We start from the raw sequence: 18,517 nt of genomic DNA, 5'->3' as shown, positions 1-18,517 counted from the left end.
TTCGTTGGAATTGTAGGAAATTATTCCCTTTTGTCGTATTATAGAGGCAAAGGGGGTGTGATAATTGAGTGATTTTAAAGTATATGACAATGTAGAAAGAAAAATAGTAGAAACAAAAAGTGGGCATAGGTATCTTTTGGATATAGTGTGCTTAGAAAAAAATGAAGGAAAGTTAGATAAGTATTTTGCAATAGGGTATGAAACCAGTACAAATAAACAATATGGCTGGGTTGAATTGCATGGTGATGATCCAATAGAAAGGTTTATTGCATATGTAAGAACAATAGATAAAATTGAAAAAGATGAGTACGTAAAAGAATTCGAAAACAAGCACCCATAGTGGTGCTTTTTTATATGCGTAAATTTACTACTACAAGGGGGTAGGGTGATGACATAAATGGCTAAATTAACTGCAAAACAAGAGTTATTCTGTCAGGAATATATTATTGATTTAAATGCTACTCAGGCAGCTATTAGGGCAGGCTATAGTGAGAAAACAGCTAGGCAGACTGCTGCAAGACTGTTAACAAAAGCTAACATTTCCGCGCGTGTGAAAGAATTAAAAGATAAAAGAGCTGAAAAACTGGAGTTAGATGCTTACTGGGTCTTAAAACGGTTAAAAGAGATTTCGGATAGATCCATGCAGCAAGAACCTGTTATGCAATGGGATCCCAATTTAGGTGAAATGGTTGAAACTGGTGAATATCAGTTTGATAGTAACGGAGCTAATAAAGCCACTGAATTAATTGGTAAGCATATTGGTATGTTTGATCCTAAGTTAAAATTACAGCTTGAAGCACTTCAAATTAAGAATGATAAAACGAAGAAAGAAACGGAGTTCATCGAGGAACGCACTAAGCTTATTAAAGGCGAGAAGAAAGATACTAGCTTGCTAGATGTTCTAATAGATGCGGTGACAGATGATGAATAAAAAAATACAGTTATCGCCTAAGCAAAAACAGCTAGTAAAACAACCGTTTGACGTTGGTTTAGAAGTGGAGGAAGGAACGCCACGTTCTGGTAAAACAACAGGCGTACATTTTCGGTTAGCGTATCTTTATACCATTTCAAGAGATACAAACCATTTAGTTAGTGCCTATAATCAGGAACAAGCTTTCAGGCTATTTATTGATGGTGATGGAACTGGGTTAATGCATATATTCGGTGATCTAGCAAAAATCAAACATGATGAACATGGGGATCACTTAGAGATTCATACTCCTAAAGGCGTTAAAAAGGTTTATTACAAAGGTGGAGCCAAAGCAAATAGTGTTGGTGCTATTACTGGTATGTCATTAGGTTCTGTGGCATTTGGGGAAATTAATTTACTTCATATGTCATTTATACAAGAGTGCTTTCGTCGAACAATGGCAGCACAGGATAGATATCATATTGCAGACCTTAATCCACCAGCTCCTAATCATCCTGTTATTAAAGAAGTATTCGACGTACAAAATACACGATGGACTCATTGGACCATACAGGATAACCCAATAATTAGCGAAGAACGAAAGCAAGAAATCTATGAAACTCTTAAAAAGAATCCGTATTTGCTTGATCGTGACTGGTTTGGAAAAAGAGTAATGCCAGAAGGTGTTATTTATTCAATGTTTAATCCAGCCATTAATCAGATTCCTGCCTTGCTAGGGAAACCATATGAAATGTACTTTGAGACTGATGGTGGGCAATCAGATGCTACTTCATGTAGCTGTAATATTGTTACATTGTACGATGGTAAATTTAGATTAAATCGGGTAGCTAACTATTATCACTCTGGTGCTGAAACAGGACAAGTGAAAGCCATGAGTACCTATGCCAAAGAGATTAAAGAGTTTATTCATTGGTGTGTTGAAAAGTTTGAAATGAGATTCACAGACGTATTTGTGGATCCTGCCTGTAAATCATTAAGAGAAGAGCTTCATAAAATCCAAATTGATACAGCAAGGGCAGATAACAACGCCTCAGATGCGAAAAAACAGGGTGGAGGTATTGAGGTTGGTATAGAGCGATTCCAGAACTCTATGACTAATGAACAATTCTTCTTAGTAGAGACGGATAAATATGATCATTACAACTTTATTAAAGAAATTGGCATGTATGTACGTGATGATAACGGTAATCCAATAGATGACTGGAACCATGCGCTGGATGAGGCAAGATATGCCAACAATTACTTTTATAAAAATTACGTGTTGTAGGTGGTGAGGCGATGTTCAAGCGGTTTATAGCAAAGGTGAGGGAGGTGCTCTATAAGATGAATTTGATTAAAGGTATTAAAAAGCTTTCTGATACGAAAGACGTGTACATGAATGAAGAAATGTATAATGCTATTGAAAAATGGAATTGTTTATACAAAGGCTATTTCGAAGAGATACACAAAGTTTTTTATCATACTATTGATGGCAAGAAAACAAGAACGATGCACTCGCTTAATATGCCAAAAGTTATTTCTGAGGAAATGGCATCGTTAGTGTATAACGAAAAATGCGAGATCAGCATAAGTGATGAGTCTCTTTCTGATTTTATCAAAGAAGTGTTTAAGAACAACAAATTTGATAAGAACTTTCAAGATTATCTTGAATACAACTTTGCTCTTGGTGGCATGGTTATAAAACCTTATGTAAAAGACAATCAAATAAAACTATCATTTGTAACTGCTGATTGTTTCATTCCTTTATCTTGGGATAACAAAGGGGTTTACGAGGGTGTTTTCATAAATCAGTTTGTTAAAAATAACAAGTATTACACACATTTAGAATGGCATACATGGGAAGCTGACACGCTAATAATTCAAAACACCTTACATGTTAGTGATACTAAAGGAGAATTAGGTGTTGAGATTACAGGGCGCTTTGAAGATTTTTTCCCTGGTGTTGCAATAAAAGCAGTATTTCCTATTAAAAAGGAGAAGAAAGCAAACTCATTTGTGTATTTCAAACCTAATATTGCTAATAACATCGATACTCAAAGCCCATTGGGTATTTCTTTATTTGCTAACGCTATAGATACTTTAAAAACAATAGATACCCAATTCGATAGCTTTAATAGGGAATTTAGGCTTGGGAAAAAGCGTATTATCGTACCAGCTCAGATGGTAAAAACAACGATAGATCCAAACACACAGGAAATTCACCGTTACTTTGATCCAGAGGACGAAACATACGAGGCTTTTAAATTCGGTGATATGGAAGAAAGTCCTGTAAAAGATATTAAAGTTGAATTACGAGTGGATGAACATATATCAGCTATAAACGCTAATCTAAACTACTTAGCGATGCAAACAGGATTTAGCGCAGGTACATTTACTTTTGATGGACAGAGCATGAAAACAGCAACAGAGGTTGTAAGTGAACAATCAAAAACATTCAAATCTAAAAAATCACATGAAACGATTATCGAGGCTGGAATACATGAATTAATTGAATCAATCGTTCAAATAGCAGAACAATATAAAATTTATACAGCACCAGAAGATATTGAAGTTACAGTGGCATTTGATGATTCTGTTGCTGAGGACAAAAACGCTGAAATAGCTAAACAAATCCAAATGATAAATAATAAGTTGAATTCACGTAAGCGCGCAATCATGAAAATACATGGATTAGGTGAAACAGAAGCCGAGGAATTACTTGCAGAGATTAACGAGGAAAATAAGACAGCTACAGCAGAAGAAATGGACTTCTTCGGAACTGGTGGAAGTAAGTAATGAATAAGCGTAAATTACAGAAGCTATCTAAGCCAGTCACAGACGTTTATTTAGTTATCGAGGAACAAATACTCTTGAACATAGCGAAACGTCTTAAAAAGTATGATTCTGTGTTGAATAATGACATAGAATCATGGCAGTTGAATGCATTGAATGAAATAGAGTCACTAAACAAGCAAAATATTGAGCTACTAAGAAAGCATTCTGGTAAAACAAGAGAAGAGATTATGAAAGCTATAGAAAAGGCTGGGTATGGATCGTTATTAGACATTGAGCCGATGCTAGAAGATGGAGCTAAAAGAGGTAAGCTTAATAAAGCGCCACCTGTTAAAGAAAGTAGTTCATTGCTACAGGTCTTAGAGGGTTATGAGAGACAAGCGAAGAATAGTTTTAATTTAGTTAATTCAACTATGCTAGATCAATCAAGAATAATATATTTAGACATTATTAATCAAACTACAGGTGAGGTTTTAGCAGGAGTAACCACAGCTCAACAAGCGTTGAGAAAAACAGCCAGTAAATGGGCTGAACAAGGTGTTCCAGCGTTAATTGATAAAAAGGGGAGGCAATGGTCTACGGAAGCCTATACAAGCATGGTAATGCGTTCAACAAGTAACGATGTAGCCAATGGAATGCAAGATACTAGATTTAATGAATATGGTGTTGATCTGGTGGAAATCAGCTCACATGCAGGAGCCAGACCATTATGCGAACCATATCAAGGGCGTATCTTTAGTAGAAGTGGTAACAGCAAGAAATATCCACCTTTATCAGAAACCAGTATTGGGCATCCTGCTGGTTTATTTGGCGTTAATTGCGGACATGTTAAGTATCCTTATTTTGAAGGAATGAAAAAAACATATCATCCTTATGATCAAGAAACTAACGATAAACAATACGAAAGTAGTCAAAAGCAGCGTTATCTGGAAAGACGTATTCGTTATGCTAAGCGCGAGGAAATGATGCTTAACGAATTAGGGGATAAAGAAGGCGCTGAGATAGCAAGGCGTAAGGTACTGGATAGACAAGCGAGTATAAGACTTTTTATTGATGATACAGGACGCACGAGGCATTACGATAGAGAACAAATACGTTAGGAGGCAATGGTCTATGAGATACGGTCTGAAGGAGTTAAGGTTTTTTATAGAAGGTTCCACACCAATGGTTTACATTGATTATCACATTATTAGTGGTGGGGCAACACATGAAAAAACAATAGAACTTCCAATAAATGAATTTAGAAAAGATGAACACCTTAAAGTTAACGACTATGGAATGGAACTTATTAAAAAAATAGAAGAAAAAAGTGAGGGGGAACACAATGCCAGTAAGTAGAAAAGAACATGAAGAACTAAAGAGACGCTTTGACCAATTGGAACAAGCATTCTTTCAATTAGCCAACAAGGTTAAAGAAATGGAAGAAAAGAATAAAGAACCTAAATACTTTGGCTAGATTGTTGTATATTTGAAAGGGGTGAAGACATGAAATATCGCAAAAAACCAGTTGTTATAGAAGCTTTTAAATATGGAATTGATGATATGCCAGAGTGGTTCAAGGAAGCTTGCAGGAATAACATAATAACGATGATTTCACAGTATGCTGGTGAAGCTAGATGGTGTGAAATTGAAACATTAGAAGGAACGATGACCGCTAATGAAGGTGACTACATCATAAAAGGCGTTAATGGTGAATTTTATCCATGTAAGCCAGATATTTTCAAGCAGACATATGAATTAGTTGATTAATTGCACCCAGCAGACAAGCGTTAGGTGCTTTTGTTTTGCCTTTTATCTGTTAGGCATTAAAGAGACAGAAGGAAAATTATCCGTAATGGAGGGAAATATAAATGCTTAAATTTTTACCGTTAAACTTACAATTCTTTGCCGATGGAGGCGAGGGAACAGATGAGGGCGACCAGCAAGCTGACAACCAAGCTGGAGGAAATAACCAACAACAGGACCAAACACAAGATAAATCGGGTACTAATTCCCAACAATCAGAGGACAAAACTTTCTCTCAAGAGGATGTTAACAACCTTGTTGCTAGAGAAACAAAGAAGCAACAGGAAAAGCTATTGAAACAATTAGGTGTCAATGAGTTCAAGGATGCTAAAGAAGGTATGAAGCAATTTAAAGAATGGCAGGAAAGCCAAAAGACAGAGCAAGAAAAGTTGAATGAGAAGTTAACCACATTCGAATCTCAAATCAATGAAAAGGATGCTACCATTTCAGATTTGCAAGCAGAAAATGAAGCTATCAAAGCAGGTATCACAGATGAAAAGAATTTGGAAGCTGTCATTACATTAGCTAAGACCAAGGTTAATGATGATGTGGATATCAAAGAAGCTATTAAGCAAGTAGTAGAAGATTATCCGCATTTTGCAGGAAAACAAGATGAAGAAGAATCTAAGCCATCTTTTACGACTGCAAAACACCAACAGCAAGGTAAATTAGATGCCTTTGCACAAACATTATTAGGAAAATAGGAGATGATAACATGCCAAATGCTATTAACTATGCACAAAAGTATCAAACTGAATTAGACCAAGTAATTAAGCAAGCTACACTAACAAATGACCTTGAAACACCAAGTGTGAATTGGATGGGGGCAAGAACTTTCCATGTTCCTTCTCTAGCTGTTTCTGGGTACAAACAGCATAGCCGTAATGGTGGATTTAACCGAGGTTCCGTTAATGTAACTCATGAACCATATACACTACAATTTGATCGTGATGTAGAATTTTTTGTTGATCAAATGGATGTAGACGAGTCTAATCAAGCAGCGAGTGCAGCTAACGTAACTAGAGTTTTTCTAAATGAAAATGCTGGTCCTGAAATAGATGCTTACCGTTTTTCTAAATTAGCAGCTAAAGCGAAAGATGTTGGTCAGGATACGGCTGAAAATGTAACTGAAGGCACACCAAAAGACGTATTTGATCGTTTAAAGGCGGATATTAAAAAAGTTCGTAAATACGGAACCGCTAACCTCAAGGTCTATGTATCTACAGATGTAATGGATGCTGTGGAATCTTATAAAGAGGGGAAAGGTAACTTCTCATTACAGAATGAAAATACAAACATTGAAACAAGAGTAACAGTTATAGATGGTGTAAAACTTATAGAAGTATTCGATGTAGATCGTTTTCATACTGCATTTGATTTTACAGATGGTTTTGTTCCAGCAGTAGATGCACAACAATTGAATTGGATAATTGTTTATCGTGGAGCTGTTATTGCAAAAGCAAAGCTAAATTCCGTTTATTTATTTCAACCAGGTCAACATACAGAAGGCGATGGATACCTATACCAAAATCGTTTGTATCATGATCTGTTCGTACTAAAAAATCAAGCTAAGGGTGTAGTTGTATCCAATAAAGCACCTGATACAGGCGCATAATAGAGGGGGAATAGAAATTGATTTTACGTAAAGAAAATGTTGTTCTAAAAGAGGAAGATAATGGAAAAATTAAAGAACTTAAAGCAATGGGGTATCAGGAGACTGATGAACATGGAAAAGTTAAAGGAAAGGAATCAAAAACTGTTGCTGATGCTACCCATAAGAAAACATTAAATGAAAATAAGGCATTAAAAGAAGAAATCAAGACACTTAAAGAAGAAAACGCAGCATTAAAGAAAGAATTGGAAGAAGATAAAAAGGCATCCTCTAAATAAGGGGGTGCTTTTATGTATATTGATAAAACCTATTATATAGACGATTTCTTAGGCGAATCTGTAGAAGATGAAGAGACACTAGACCGTTATATCAAGCGCGCCAGCGAGGTTATAGATCAAGTAACTAATTACAAGATCCAGATGAAAGGGTTTGATAGTTACATTCCTTTTATTCAAGAGCAGATCAAGAAATCTACTGCTGCACAGGTTGAATTTTATGCCGAAAAGGGTGGAGTTTCAGCAATAGATGCAGGAACAGAAAGCGAACTTACTAGTGTAAGCATCGACTCCTTTTCATATCAAGATGGAGGGGCAAGTAATAGTGGAAACGCTAGCAAGCAATCAAAGCGAGTAAGTCCTTCTGCCTTAGAATATCTCAAAATTACAGGGTTGCTTTACACTGGATTGGATGTGCGCTAACTATGGCAATTATTAAACAAATTCCTAAAAAATTGCTAGTACATTCCGTTAAATATCAGCCTTTGATTGGCAATGATGGTTGGAACAATGAATACGGCGAGGAAATAACCATTAACCATGTACGTGTTGTTCCTATAACCTCTATGAATAGAAGTTCGAATAGTGAGGGGAAACAGGCGAATCATACGGTTATTATAGATCGTGTTAATTCATCCTATTTCCCTGATGATGCTAAAGCAGGGGATAAAATAACGTTTAGAGGAATGGGACGAGAAGCAACTCTAGTAAAGTATCCGAGTGCGTTTGATAGTGAACCTCATCACCTAGCAATAGAGGTGATCTAGTTGTTTAAAGTTAAAGTAGACTTTGATACGAAGAAGGTAAACAAAAAAGTAGACGACGCGTTAGGATATGGGCAATTTGTTTTGGATAACCTCGTCTTGAAGGATAGTAACTATTACATTCCTAAAGACTACGGTTATTTAGAGGAAAGCGGAATTTCACATTCAAAAATAGGTGAAGGGGAAGTGGCTTGGGATACACCATATGCAAGGAAATTGTATTACAATCCACAGTACAACTTTAGCAAGGATAAAAACCCTAATGCTAGAGGTCTTTGGTTTGAATCTGCAAAAGCAAAGGATTTAAAACGATGGTTAAATGAAGCGCAGAAAGCCACTCGATCAAAAATATAGGGGGTGTAAATAATAGACTTTCTAGAATCATTAAAATCGTATACAGAAGGATTGTCATTTACACCTTCCGTTGTTGGTATTGGCATGTATAGTGAAAATGGCAACAGCATTGCAATCAGACCATCTCCAGCAAACATAAATGAACGATACATGGAAAAAAGTAAGATTTACCCATTCAGTTTTCAATTATTAGTACACCATGATGATAACTTAGTCGCCTATCAAATGATAGAGCAGCTAATGAGCGAATATGAAAACTTATCAAGTGGAGCTATCACTTCAAGTGATGGCTCTTTTAATTTGGTTTCTTTTCAATGTACGACAACACCTAACTTTGTACAAAAGACAAGTTACGGTGTTCTTTGGACTGCCTTATTTGAGGCGGAATTATATGTATAGGAGGTAATAATAAATGTTTGATTTAAACTATAAACAAAAATTTGAGATTCAGACAGGCGGAGATGAAGAAACTCCTGTATACTCACGCTTAGCTGTAGGTATAACAACTGCCGAACCAGATAATAACGAAGAAACTGATCAAACGCCATACTATGATGGTGAAGGCTTTAACGAAACTGATGTTATCAGCGCTCAATTAGTAATTAGTTTTAGTGGGCACAGAGATTATGAGGACGAAGCCCAAAATTATATATTTGATAAAGCTATTGCAATCGGTCCGGCCAGACGTACAAATTTCAGATGGACACTTCCAGATGGTGCTATGTATGAAGGTGATTGTACACTCGCTGCTATTTCTGGACCAGGTGGAGATGCGGCAGCTAAGTCTGATATTTCGTTCGAGATCCACTTTAACGGACAACCGACTTACACACCGCCAACTCCCTAATGGACCCCGTTCAATCGGGGATGCTGAAATAGGAAAAGACCTAATAGTTAATTAAAGATACGAATATTTAAAAGTAAGAGTAGCCGATTGGCTGCTCTTTTTTATAGGAGGGGTTCCCATGAAAGAAATAGGTATTAAAAGAGCGATAGAGGAAGTTTCCATTGATGGTACAGCGTATAAGATTGATTTATCAGATGACAAACGTGAAAAATATGTAGAATTAACATTTCGTCTCCAAAAAGTCGGCAAGGGAATGGAAAAAACTTCAAAGATAAAGGATGAAACAGTTCTTAAAAATGCCTTGGCAGAGTTGAAGGATGAAACTCGGTCAATAACAAAAGAACTTATTGGTGAAGGGGCTTTTGAAGAAATTTACCCTAAAACCAATTATTCCACAGAACATACACTTGATGTCGTCATCGATGTATTAAATTACATTAGAGAACGACAACAAGAAAAATACGAGGAAAAAATGGCAGAAAAGGAAGCCAAATACCTAAACAAGAAGTGATAAGTCATGTTTCTGAATGAACGTTTAAGCGATGAACTAATTTTCCGAGGTGTCACTTATTACATTAACATGGATTTTTCCAATATCCTCAGGCTTTTTGAAATGCTTGATGACAAGGAAATAGATGAATTCGGCAAAGTTGTAATAGGTCTGCAATTGTTGATTGACTATTATTCTATTGATGACGAAAAGAAAGAATTCACGAAAGAAATCGTAAATAGCTTGGACTATTTCGAGCAATATGATTTATTAATGGCTATCTTGAAAGAAAAATTAGATTTCGACATACCAGACCAAGAAAATTTAGACCAATCAAAGGGAAGCAGAAATAAGAAAAAGGAATTTGACTTCATGGTAGATGGAGAGCTTATTTATGCTTCTTTTTTAATGGATTATGATATTGATTTAATTGAACAACAAGGGCAATTGCATTGGAAAAAGTTCTTAGCATTATTCCAAGGACTTAGCGAGCAAACGCCATTTATGAAAGTTGTTCATATCAGGACAATGGATGTTCCTAAGCCAGATAAGCATAATCAAAAAGAACGGAAACGAATTCAAGACATGAAACGAAAATACGCACTTGAACAACCTGATTTAGATAGTGGCTTAGATAAAGCAGCGGCATTCTTGCATCGTCATGCGAAAGTTGGTGGTAAATGATGGCTGACGGTAAAATTACAATTGGTACAAAAATAGATGAATTAGGTGCAAAGAAAGGTATTAATAACCTTCAAAAGACATTAGGGACCACTGCCAAGAAAATGCAAAAAGTCGGAAGTCAAATGTCTAAATATATCACTGCTCCTTTAGCGGCAGTTGGAGCTGCTGGATTTGCAGCAGCTGATCAGTTAGATAAAGCATACCGCAATATACAAGTAGGAACAGGTGCTGTTGGTAAAGATTTAGAAGATCTAAAAAGGTCATTTAAAGAAGTTTTTAAAACTGTGCCAAATGATGCTGAAACTGTTTCAAACGCTCTAGCATCATTAAACACATTTACAGGGGCTACAGGGAAAACATTGGAAGACTTGACCAGAAACGTATTGAATGCTTCAAGAACATTAGGAGAGGATGGGGTAGCTAATTCCGAAGCATTTGGTCGAGCTATGAAACAATGGCAAATACCAGCAGAAGAGGGAACGAAATCCTTGGACGGTCTCTATAAGTTAACCATGGATTATGGCGTTGGATTAGGAGAGATAAGTAGTCATTTAACAACATATGGTGCTGTTTTAAACAATGCCGGTTTCAGCATGCAAGAATCCGCAGAGCTTATGGCTAGTTTAGAATCGGAGGGAATCGCAGTAAGTCGTATAATGCCTGGACTAAATGCTTCTTTTAGAAAATGGGCTGGCGAGGGGAAAAATAGTCGCACAGAACTATCTAAAGTAGTTGAGCAAATAAGAGAAACAGAGGATAGCCAAAAAGCCTTGTCTTTAGCTACCGAGGTATTTGGTGCAGAAGGGGCACAAAGGCTGATGACAGCTATACGTAACGGTGCTATTCCAGCGCTAGATGAGCTCGGTGGTGCAATGGAAGGAACGAGTGGTCTTGTTCAAGAAACTTCAGATGATACTTTAACACTTGGAGAAAGATTCCAAATTCTAAAAAATAATGCAATAGACGGATTAGAACCTGTTGGAGAAATCATTATGGATTTAGCAGAAAAGTATATACCGCCATTGGTTGAAAAAGTGCAAGAAGTTGCTGAATGGTTCCAAAACTTGTCACCAGCTGGACAAAAGATGGTATTTATTATCGGTGCAATAGTCGCAGTAATTCCTCCTTTGATAATGTTAGCTGGCTCTTTGGCTTTAGCGATAATGGGGATATCTTTGCCTGTATTAGCTGTTATAGCAGGAATAGGTCTATTAATAGCAGCAGGAGTAGCACTATGGCAAAATTGGGAAATGATTTCAACAATTGGAACAGCTGTGTTCACTAGTCTATGGGAATTTTTAAAAATGGTTTTCAATGGAATATGGATAACTATTAAGACGATAACTCAAGGCATATGGGGAACGATTCAAGCGGTGTGGAATATGATTAAGACCACCACGCAAGCGGTATGGAATGCGATAAAAGTAGTCATTTCAACTGTGTGGAATATAATCAAATCAATTGTTAAAGGCGCAATAAATGTTGTGAAAACAGTTATAACAACTGTGTGGAATACAATTAAAACAGTAACAAATGCAGTGTGGAATGGCATCAAAAAAGTGATATCTAGTGTCTGGAACGGAATTAAGTCGGTAGTTTCAAGTGGTATTAACCTAGTTAAATCTATTGTTACTAGTGTGTGGAATACTATCAAAAGCGTTACATCTTCTGTCTGGAACGGAATTAAAAGCACGGTTGGAGGCTTTATAGATTCCATATGGGGTACAGTCAAAAGAATATTCGGTAAAATTAAAAACTTTATTGGTGATGCTTGGGATGGAGTAAAAAGTGGCACTGATGACGTTTGGGATGGAATAACTGGATCCATAAAAGGTGCTATCAACGGTGTAATAGGTGCTATTAACGGAATGATTAACGCCTTGAATGGATTAAGTATTAAATTGCCAAAGATTCCCGACTGGGTTCCCGGTTTAGGCGGAAAAGGTGGCGGTTCTATTAGCTTTCCTGACATACCTAAAATCCCGAGCCTTGATGTTGGTACAAACTTTGTTGCTAAAGATGGACTAGCTATGATTCATAAAGGCGAGGCTGTCGTACCTAAGAAATATAATCCCGCTCTCGGTAATGGTGGCGGAAAGAAAATGGATCTAAACATTGCATTAGTTGTTGATGGAGAAGAATTAACAAGAATTGTAGAGCCTAATATAGATACATCAATGGGAGACAAGCTAACACTTAATGCGTATTTGCGGGGGGATAGATAATGTCTATTATCCAGCGATTAGACGGGAAAACCTATGACTTGAAAAAATTAGGTATTCGCACAAAAGATTTCATTATTTCTTCCCCATCATACGAACACGCAACAGAAACTGTAGCAGGTAGACCAGGGGCAATTGACATGGGGTCTACTTTCGGACCAAGAGAAATTACTTGCGAATATAAAGCGATTGCTTATGATACTGCTGATTTTCCACTAATGAGAGATGAGATATTTAGAATGTTTCGTAGCGATGAAGCTTTTTATCTAATTGAAAAACGAGAACCAGGGAAACGATGGCTTGTTAAAGTAAGTAATACCTTCCAACTAGAACAAGCTTATGTATATGGTGACTTTAGTGTTACATTCATTTGTAATAAGGGATTTGCAGAATCCATAGCTACAACAGCCACACCTTATGAATGGGATGTTGATATGTGGCAGTGGGGTATGGGGCTTGATTGGGATAACCACCAATACGATCATACAGAAAACAATTTTACTATATTGAATTCGGGTGATATTGCTGTAGATCCACGTTATAGAGATTTAAAGATAACCATACAAGCAAATGCTCCATCTTATTTAGAATTAATCAATCACACAACAGGAGATAATTATAAATATAACGGTTCTCTTGATCTTAATGATACTTTGCTAATAGATGGAATACGAAGCACTAAAAACGGCTTTTCGGTATTTCGAGATACAAATAAAAAATTAATTACGCTCGCACCTGGTTCTAATGAAATTGAAGTTAAAGGGGCTACGGTAGAGCGTATTTTATTTGATTTTAGATTTTATTACTTATAGGAGGTTGGTGGTGTGAAACTAAATAGAACAGATTCGCCAATAACTGGCAGGGAAAGAGTAAAGATAAATGAAAACTGGGTAATGATACAAGATTACCTAAATAATATAATTGGCAAAATATCTGATGAAGCATTTCAAGAGGTTGTCAATAACGCAAAATTAAATTGGTTACCTTCATTCGTTGATACGTATGAGGATATCGCTACGATGTATCCTAATCCAGAAGAAGGCGACACCACTATGGCACGACATGATTCAGCAGATTATCCCACGGATCCAAACGACAAAAGGGAAGCAGGCACAGTATGGCGGTTTGATGGTACAGAATGGCAGCCTATACAGCAAATTGACATATCTGATTTTAATAGGGAATTTGATGAATTGAATCAAAGAATGGATGACTTCCAAACAGATTTAACTGCTGAAGTAGATAAAACTTTTAATGTCAGAGATGCTAGTTCACTAACAAGCATTAATGATACTAACTTAAAGGCAGGTACTTATAGAATTGATAGCACATTAACAACCGATAATCCTGATCTCAAGGCAGAATTACCACAGTTTGATAATGATACAGGTAATCTAATTGTAATGCCAACAATAGACCAAACAGCGGCTAATCAACGTTGGATTAGTATAACTACAGGTTCTATTTATGAACGAATGTCTATAAATGCTACTGACTTTGGCGAATGGATGAGAATGGATAACTATCAACGAATAGAATTAACTACAGGAACGGATATATTAACACTTCCACCTGGTAGGTATTATCTTGCTAATCCAGTAAATGGTCCTGTTGAAAATTCGTCTGCATGGTATAACGTTGATATCACCAAATATAGCAATAATGAACATAGGCAATTTTTAGTTACCAGAAATTTTGATGGTTTTGTATGGTATGGAACAATCCATACTAACAATCAATTCAAAGGATGGCAAAGGCTAGATAATCAGCCAAAATGGAAGAATCTTACTTTAATAAATGGATGGACTACTTTTGGCGGTAGACCACCGCAATATAGCAAAATAGGAAACTTTGTATATTTACGTGGTGCGCTATCGAGTGGTGTTAAAAATGAACCATTTGCAATATTGCCAGATGAGGCAACGCCACCGATGCCAATAATAGCATCATCTTTATCGGTTGGCTCTGGATCATCTTCTGCGCCCATTAACAGATTAACTGTATATAACAATGGGGAAATTACGATCAGTTTTGATTTCGGTCCAGAAGATATGGGATGGGGCATTGATAGTGTTGTTTATTCGGTAGAATAACAAAGAAATGAGGTGTTTAATATGAAAAAAATACATTTCTATGATGAATCTAATGTCTATATTAAAACAGAATATATTCATGATGATGAACAAATTCCAGATGGCGCTACTGCTAGAGATATGCCAGAAGGTTTATTTAAACCTACTTTTGAAAATGGTAGATGGGTTGATGGTCTATCCCCAGAAGAAATCAATGCTTTATATGAACAAAATAACAATGCCAATAAAGAAGAAACAAGCATAGAAAATCGTTTGAATGGATTGTCTTTAAATGATGATGAATTAGGTCAATCCAATACTGATAGCGAGGTCGAATTGATCACCCAAAAACAGAAAGTGACAGACTTGGAAATAAGCAATATGAATCAAGGACAACAAGCAACGGATTTGGAAATCTTATCAATGTCACAAGGTCAACTTATTACAGATTTAGAGATTGAAATAACAGAACTGAAAGGGATGATTAATAATGTTTGAATCACTGAAAGAACGATATGCAAAGAATTGGTGTCGGAAAGATCAACTAAAGCGATTCGTGGAACTTGAAGCCATTACGGAAGCTGAATACGCTCTTATAACAGGTGAGCCATACTCTACTGATGAAGCATAATTTATATAGATGAGGTGAACATATGCTATCCATTACCGATCTACAAGGTAATACAGAACCTTTAGTAGATTTCCAACAATATGCACGTAAGCGCAAGGTAAACGGAGAAAAAACCATATCTATGACTGTCGTTCCTAGCGAAAATAATAAACATGCTTTTCCATTGATTGGGGAAGAAACTACCATTACACATGGTGATGACGAATATATCATAAAAAAGTATTCGGCTAAATCGCTAGGAAACAAATATATAAAGCGCATAGACGGTGTACACAAGTTTTATGTAGATATGATTAACAAACAACAAGAAAAGGTACACAATGGCTCTATTACATTTCAGGCATATATGAATCTAGTTTTTGAGAATACAGGTTATACATTTGCTACTATTGATAGCTTTCCAGCTAGGGAATTTGATAATTTAGGGAATGACAATCGTTTATCCATGCTTGAAAAAGGCTTAAAGCGATTCAAGGCGGAAATGGAACTAGTCGGAAAACAAGTTCGTTTTAAAAAGATGGTAGGTAATGATACAGACTTTCAATTCCGCTATGGTCATAACATTAAAAGCATTGAAGAATCTTGCGACACTACTAATTTAGCTACAGTTATTCGTGGCAAAGGAGCAGACGGTATTACTGCATATTATAGAAGTCCTAATGCAGATATATTTGGAGAGATTGATGCACCGCCCGTAATGGATGAAAGGTTTACATCTAAAGAATCACTTCTAGAAGAAATGAAAGCAAGGCTTGAAGATACGCCACTATTCTCTACCAAAATTGATTTTGCTGATTTAAGAGCAGCAGGATATCCTTACACGGTTCCCAATGAAGGGGATCGTGTTTTTGTTATATACGAACCTATGAATGATTTGATATTAGAGACAAGAATACTAGAGATCGACGAAACATTCGATGATGATTTAAACCCTATAAAAACTACTGTTACCTTAGCTAATCATAAGAAAAGCTTTGCTGATGTAGTATTTGATAATACACAAAAGCAACTAGGGAAAATCATTAATAATGACGGTATAATTAGAAATGACGTGCTATCAGAAGCTATTAGAATAGCCACTCAATCTATTTTAAATGCACGTACTGAATTGCAATTTCCCGATGAAGGCGGAATTTGGGCAGTCGATAAGGACGATCCTAATAAAGTTGTTGTATATAACTCTGCTGGTTTAGGCGTTAGTAAAGATGGTGGCAAAACATTCGGAAATGCTATTACGGGTGAAGGTATAGTAGCAGAAGCTATAATGGCAGGGTTAATGTATGGTGTAAATATTATTCAAGATGATGGAGCAGGCGGCAGAATTGAGTTAGCTAATGGTATGCTAGAAGCATTTTACCAAGGTATAAGAACTACAAAAATCAGTAAAGATGGTTTAACCTTATATCTGACTGGTGATGGACGAGAAGTTGGTACTTTAAGAGATTCAAGGCTTACAAATGATAAAAGTAAAACAGGTATAGCACTTAACTCGGCTCAAGATTTTATAAGTTTAGGGTTCGCTTCAGCACAAGAAACATCTAATTCAATATTACACGCTAATAAATATGATGGGAAAACATCGTTATATAGGTATGGTAATACTATTTTTTTAAAAGCTATAAACAACGAAACATCACTTTATGCCAGTGGTAGTGATGGAGAAAGAGAATTAATTAAATTAAAACGAAACTCGTCTTCAAGTGCCGATTTATTCTTGTACTTTAAAATAAATCCTATGGGAAACGCTGATGGTGAAAATTCATTCCACATTAAAGGTGCTGGTTATTTCGATGAATGGGTATCAGCGTCACGTATTATTGACAGATCACTTAAAAAGTATAAAACAGACATCAACAAATTAAATGTAAATGCTCTATCAATATTGTTAAACGCTGATTTATATGAATACAAATTAAAATCTGACATTGAAAATGGAATAGATTACGTAAATTATGGTTTAGTGATAGGCGCTGATTATAATACACCAGAAGAATTTTTGTCTCCTGAAAAAGAGGGAATCAACAGCTATAAACACCGTACATTAAATACCAAAGCCATACAAGAGTTAGCCGAAGAGAATCAGCAACTAAGAAACGAAGTCGACGATCTTAGAGAAGGTTTAATGAATGCATTAAAAAGAATAAAAGCATTAGAAAACGCTGGATAGGCGTTATTTTATTGTGAAAAGAGATGATTAGATGCAGTGCAATAAATGCAATTCAATACTGTGCTTTGTGAATACGGATTGCAAAAATGGATTAGTGGGATATTGGAAATGCTTTAAGTGCGATCAACAAATAGAAGAGGCGGATAATAGAGTAATACAAAATTTAAAGGAATCTATCACAAAAGAATCGTTAGGGAAAAACTTAAAATTATTTCATGGAACAATGGAAAAAGAAAAAACGTACGCCGAATAAGGCGTTATTTTTATGTCTTAAAAATAGGAGGGGTGACTAATGCACGAATGGGTAGAGGGTAAATTAGAAGAAGCTAAAAAAATAATTAATGGAGTAGTTATGTATGATGCGGTGATTGTTGGAGAAATCAATAAAATAGCAAGTCTTGCATTTTTAAGTGATGGTAGCGTCAGATATTACTTTAAATAGCGTACCAACAAGAAGACTCTGGATATACATGAATAAGGGGGTTAACAATGAATGAAATAGCTGAACTAAAACATGATGTTACAGAATTAAAGACAAGGATGGCTGTAGCAGAGTCAAATATAAAAGATGTGAAAGAGGATATTAGTTCAATCAAAAATAACACTACATGGATATTGCGCCTTATCATAGGCGCTTTTGTTATGGCTTTATTAGGTTTAATAATCAAAGGAGGAATATAAAATGAAACAAGCAATTGTAAGACTTGTCGTATTAGGGGTTTTATTAGCGAATCAAACATTGGTAACTATGGGATGGAGCCCTTTACCATTTAGTGAAGATCAAATATATGAAGGTGTATCAACAGTAGCGACTGTTGGCGTAGCTGTATGGGCATGGTTTAAAGATAACCCTGTTACTAAAAAAGGTAAGCATAATGATAAATTCTTACGTGATAGGGGGATGAAGTAAG

General features: G+C 36.1%; 27 protein-coding genes. All 27 read left to right on the top strand.

Going from position 1 to position 18,517, the window contains the following annotated elements:
• The first annotated feature begins 64 nt into the window (after positions 1-64).
• Positions 65-340, top strand: a complete 276-nt coding sequence (locus D9782_RS19725) for a hypothetical protein (protein ID WP_121605530.1) — start codon at positions 65-67, stop codon at positions 338-340.
• Between the two features lie 57 nt (positions 341-397).
• On the top strand, positions 398-931 hold the full coding sequence (locus D9782_RS19720) for a terminase small subunit (RefSeq protein WP_121605529.1): 534 nt from the start codon (positions 398-400) through the stop codon (positions 929-931).
• Positions 924-2,198 (top strand): PBSX family phage terminase large subunit, encoded by a 1,275-nt coding sequence (locus D9782_RS19715; RefSeq protein ID WP_371413973.1) that lies wholly within the window; start codon positions 924-926, stop codon positions 2,196-2,198. Before D9782_RS19720 ends, D9782_RS19715 begins: the two co-directional genes overlap by 8 nt.
• Before the next feature lie 11 nt (positions 2,199-2,209).
• Positions 2,210-3,706 carry a phage portal protein gene (locus tag D9782_RS19710; protein WP_121605527.1) on the top strand — a complete coding sequence of 499 codons (1,497 nt, stop codon included), beginning with the start codon at positions 2,210-2,212 and terminating at the stop codon, positions 3,704-3,706.
• Positions 3,706-4,803 (top strand): phage minor capsid protein, encoded by a 1,098-nt coding sequence (locus tag D9782_RS19705; RefSeq protein WP_121605526.1) that lies wholly within the window; start codon positions 3,706-3,708, stop codon positions 4,801-4,803. Before D9782_RS19710 ends, D9782_RS19705 begins: the two co-directional genes overlap by 1 nt.
• 13 nt (positions 4,804-4,816) lie before the next feature.
• Entirely contained in the window at positions 4,817-5,041 is a 225-nt protein-coding gene (locus tag D9782_RS19700; RefSeq protein ID WP_121605525.1) for a hypothetical protein, read from the top strand.
• On the top strand, positions 5,028-5,159 hold the full coding sequence (locus D9782_RS23840; protein ID WP_256365757.1) for a hypothetical protein: 132 nt from the start codon (positions 5,028-5,030) through the stop codon (positions 5,157-5,159). Before D9782_RS19700 ends, D9782_RS23840 begins: the two co-directional genes overlap by 14 nt.
• Positions 5,160-5,188: 29 nt before the next feature.
• Positions 5,189-5,452 (top strand): hypothetical protein, encoded by a 264-nt coding sequence (locus tag D9782_RS19695; protein ID WP_121605524.1) that lies wholly within the window; start codon positions 5,189-5,191, stop codon positions 5,450-5,452.
• Between the two features lie 101 nt (positions 5,453-5,553).
• A complete protein-coding gene (locus D9782_RS19690) occupies positions 5,554-6,192 on the top strand; it encodes a hypothetical protein (protein WP_121605523.1) in 639 nt (212 codons plus the stop codon).
• 11 nt (positions 6,193-6,203) lie between these two features.
• Positions 6,204-7,103 carry a hypothetical protein gene (locus D9782_RS19685; RefSeq protein WP_121605522.1) on the top strand — a complete coding sequence of 300 codons (900 nt, stop codon included), beginning with the start codon at positions 6,204-6,206 and terminating at the stop codon, positions 7,101-7,103.
• 17 nt (positions 7,104-7,120) lie between these two features.
• The gene (locus tag D9782_RS19680; RefSeq protein ID WP_121605521.1) at positions 7,121-7,378 is read left to right on the top strand and encodes a DUF5320 domain-containing protein; all 258 of its coding nucleotides are present in this window, start codon (positions 7,121-7,123) and stop codon (positions 7,376-7,378) included.
• 12 nt (positions 7,379-7,390) lie between these two features.
• Entirely contained in the window at positions 7,391-7,798 is a 408-nt protein-coding gene (locus D9782_RS19675) for a head-tail connector protein (protein WP_121605520.1), read from the top strand.
• A gap of 2 nt (positions 7,799-7,800) precedes the next feature.
• Positions 7,801-8,142, top strand: coding sequence for a putative minor capsid protein (locus D9782_RS19670; RefSeq protein ID WP_121605519.1), 342 nt, complete (start codon positions 7,801-7,803; stop codon positions 8,140-8,142).
• Positions 8,143-8,493: a minor capsid protein gene (locus D9782_RS19665; RefSeq protein WP_121605518.1), complete on the top strand. Its 351-nt coding sequence runs from the start codon at positions 8,143-8,145 to the stop codon at positions 8,491-8,493.
• A 51-nt stretch (positions 8,494-8,544) separates the two neighbouring features.
• Positions 8,545-8,892 (top strand): phage tail terminator protein, encoded by a 348-nt coding sequence (locus D9782_RS19660; RefSeq protein ID WP_162986460.1) that lies wholly within the window; start codon positions 8,545-8,547, stop codon positions 8,890-8,892.
• 13 nt (positions 8,893-8,905) lie between these two features.
• The gene (locus tag D9782_RS19655) at positions 8,906-9,340 is read left to right on the top strand and encodes a phage tail tube protein (RefSeq protein WP_121605516.1); all 435 of its coding nucleotides are present in this window, start codon (positions 8,906-8,908) and stop codon (positions 9,338-9,340) included.
• A 118-nt stretch (positions 9,341-9,458) separates the two neighbouring features.
• Positions 9,459-9,851, top strand: a complete 393-nt coding sequence (locus D9782_RS19650; protein WP_121605515.1) for a hypothetical protein — start codon at positions 9,459-9,461, stop codon at positions 9,849-9,851.
• Positions 9,852-9,857: 6 nt separating this feature from the next.
• Entirely contained in the window at positions 9,858-10,514 is a 657-nt protein-coding gene (locus D9782_RS19645) for a Gp15 family bacteriophage protein (RefSeq protein WP_121605514.1), read from the top strand.
• Positions 10,514-12,739: a phage tail tape measure protein gene (locus D9782_RS19640; protein ID WP_162986459.1), complete on the top strand. Its 2,226-nt coding sequence runs from the start codon at positions 10,514-10,516 to the stop codon at positions 12,737-12,739. The genes D9782_RS19645 and D9782_RS19640 overlap by 1 nt, the downstream gene beginning before the upstream one ends.
• A complete protein-coding gene (locus D9782_RS19635; protein WP_121605512.1) occupies positions 12,739-13,548 on the top strand; it encodes a distal tail protein Dit in 810 nt (269 codons plus the stop codon). The genes D9782_RS19640 and D9782_RS19635 overlap by 1 nt, the downstream gene beginning before the upstream one ends.
• 12 nt (positions 13,549-13,560) lie before the next feature.
• Positions 13,561-14,829 (top strand): hypothetical protein, encoded by a 1,269-nt coding sequence (locus tag D9782_RS19630; protein ID WP_121605511.1) that lies wholly within the window; start codon positions 13,561-13,563, stop codon positions 14,827-14,829.
• A 21-nt stretch (positions 14,830-14,850) separates the two neighbouring features.
• Positions 14,851-15,306: a hypothetical protein gene (locus tag D9782_RS19625; protein WP_121605510.1), complete on the top strand. Its 456-nt coding sequence runs from the start codon at positions 14,851-14,853 to the stop codon at positions 15,304-15,306.
• The gene (locus D9782_RS19620) at positions 15,299-15,439 is read left to right on the top strand and encodes an XkdX family protein (protein WP_121605509.1); all 141 of its coding nucleotides are present in this window, start codon (positions 15,299-15,301) and stop codon (positions 15,437-15,439) included. Before D9782_RS19625 ends, D9782_RS19620 begins: the two co-directional genes overlap by 8 nt.
• A gap of 22 nt (positions 15,440-15,461) precedes the next feature.
• Positions 15,462-17,606: a phage tail protein gene (locus tag D9782_RS19615; protein WP_121605508.1), complete on the top strand. Its 2,145-nt coding sequence runs from the start codon at positions 15,462-15,464 to the stop codon at positions 17,604-17,606.
• Between the two features lie 292 nt (positions 17,607-17,898).
• Positions 17,899-18,048 (top strand): hypothetical protein, encoded by a 150-nt coding sequence (locus tag D9782_RS23160; protein WP_162986458.1) that lies wholly within the window; start codon positions 17,899-17,901, stop codon positions 18,046-18,048.
• Positions 18,049-18,095: 47 nt separating this feature from the next.
• A complete protein-coding gene (locus D9782_RS19605) occupies positions 18,096-18,287 on the top strand; it encodes a hemolysin XhlA family protein (protein WP_121605506.1) in 192 nt (63 codons plus the stop codon).
• 1 nt (position 18,288) lies between these two features.
• Positions 18,289-18,516, top strand: a complete 228-nt coding sequence (locus tag D9782_RS19600) for a phage holin (protein ID WP_121605505.1) — start codon at positions 18,289-18,291, stop codon at positions 18,514-18,516.
• The last annotated feature ends 1 nt before the right edge of the window (position 18,517 follow it).

The sequence above is a fragment of the Virgibacillus sp. Bac332 genome (assembly GCF_003667785.1).
GTDB classification, from domain to species: domain Bacteria; phylum Bacillota; class Bacilli; order Bacillales; family Amphibacillaceae; genus Virgibacillus; species Virgibacillus salarius.
Note: the sequence above shows the minus strand (reverse complement) of the source record. Positions and strands in the feature narration are given on the sequence as shown.

Bases quoted from the DNA above. Each gene is read 5' to 3' on its own strand.
- D9782_RS19720 (WP_121605529.1), top strand. From the start codon at position 398: ATGGCTAAATTAACTGCAAAACAAGAGTTATTCTGTCAGGAATATATT.
- D9782_RS19715 (WP_371413973.1), top strand. From the start codon at position 924: ATGAATAAAAAAATACAGTTATCGCCTAAGCAAAAACAGCTAGTAAAA.
- D9782_RS19710 (WP_121605527.1), top strand. From the start codon at position 2,210: ATGTTCAAGCGGTTTATAGCAAAGGTGAGGGAGGTGCTCTATAAGATG.
- D9782_RS19705 (WP_121605526.1), top strand. From the start codon at position 3,706: ATGAATAAGCGTAAATTACAGAAGCTATCTAAGCCAGTCACAGACGTT.
- D9782_RS19700 (WP_121605525.1), top strand. From the start codon at position 4,817: ATGAGATACGGTCTGAAGGAGTTAAGGTTTTTTATAGAAGGTTCCACA.
- D9782_RS23840 (WP_256365757.1), top strand. From the start codon at position 5,028: ATGCCAGTAAGTAGAAAAGAACATGAAGAACTAAAGAGACGCTTTGAC.
- D9782_RS19695 (WP_121605524.1), top strand. From the start codon at position 5,189: ATGAAATATCGCAAAAAACCAGTTGTTATAGAAGCTTTTAAATATGGA.
- D9782_RS19690 (WP_121605523.1), top strand. From the start codon at position 5,554: ATGCTTAAATTTTTACCGTTAAACTTACAATTCTTTGCCGATGGAGGC.
- D9782_RS19685 (WP_121605522.1), top strand. From the start codon at position 6,204: ATGCCAAATGCTATTAACTATGCACAAAAGTATCAAACTGAATTAGAC.
- D9782_RS19675 (WP_121605520.1), top strand. From the start codon at position 7,391: ATGTATATTGATAAAACCTATTATATAGACGATTTCTTAGGCGAATCT.
- D9782_RS19670 (WP_121605519.1), top strand. From the start codon at position 7,801: ATGGCAATTATTAAACAAATTCCTAAAAAATTGCTAGTACATTCCGTT.
- D9782_RS19655 (WP_121605516.1), top strand. From the start codon at position 8,906: ATGTTTGATTTAAACTATAAACAAAAATTTGAGATTCAGACAGGCGGA.
- D9782_RS19650 (WP_121605515.1), top strand. From the start codon at position 9,459: ATGAAAGAAATAGGTATTAAAAGAGCGATAGAGGAAGTTTCCATTGAT.
- D9782_RS19645 (WP_121605514.1), top strand. From the start codon at position 9,858: ATGTTTCTGAATGAACGTTTAAGCGATGAACTAATTTTCCGAGGTGTC.
- D9782_RS19640 (WP_162986459.1), top strand. From the start codon at position 10,514: ATGGCTGACGGTAAAATTACAATTGGTACAAAAATAGATGAATTAGGT.
- D9782_RS19635 (WP_121605512.1), top strand. From the start codon at position 12,739: ATGTCTATTATCCAGCGATTAGACGGGAAAACCTATGACTTGAAAAAA.
- D9782_RS19625 (WP_121605510.1), top strand. From the start codon at position 14,851: ATGAAAAAAATACATTTCTATGATGAATCTAATGTCTATATTAAAACA.
- D9782_RS19620 (WP_121605509.1), top strand. From the start codon at position 15,299: ATGTTTGAATCACTGAAAGAACGATATGCAAAGAATTGGTGTCGGAAA.
- D9782_RS19615 (WP_121605508.1), top strand. From the start codon at position 15,462: ATGCTATCCATTACCGATCTACAAGGTAATACAGAACCTTTAGTAGAT.
- D9782_RS23160 (WP_162986458.1), top strand. From the start codon at position 17,899: ATGCACGAATGGGTAGAGGGTAAATTAGAAGAAGCTAAAAAAATAATT.
- D9782_RS19605 (WP_121605506.1), top strand. From the start codon at position 18,096: ATGAATGAAATAGCTGAACTAAAACATGATGTTACAGAATTAAAGACA.
- D9782_RS19600 (WP_121605505.1), top strand. From the start codon at position 18,289: ATGAAACAAGCAATTGTAAGACTTGTCGTATTAGGGGTTTTATTAGCG.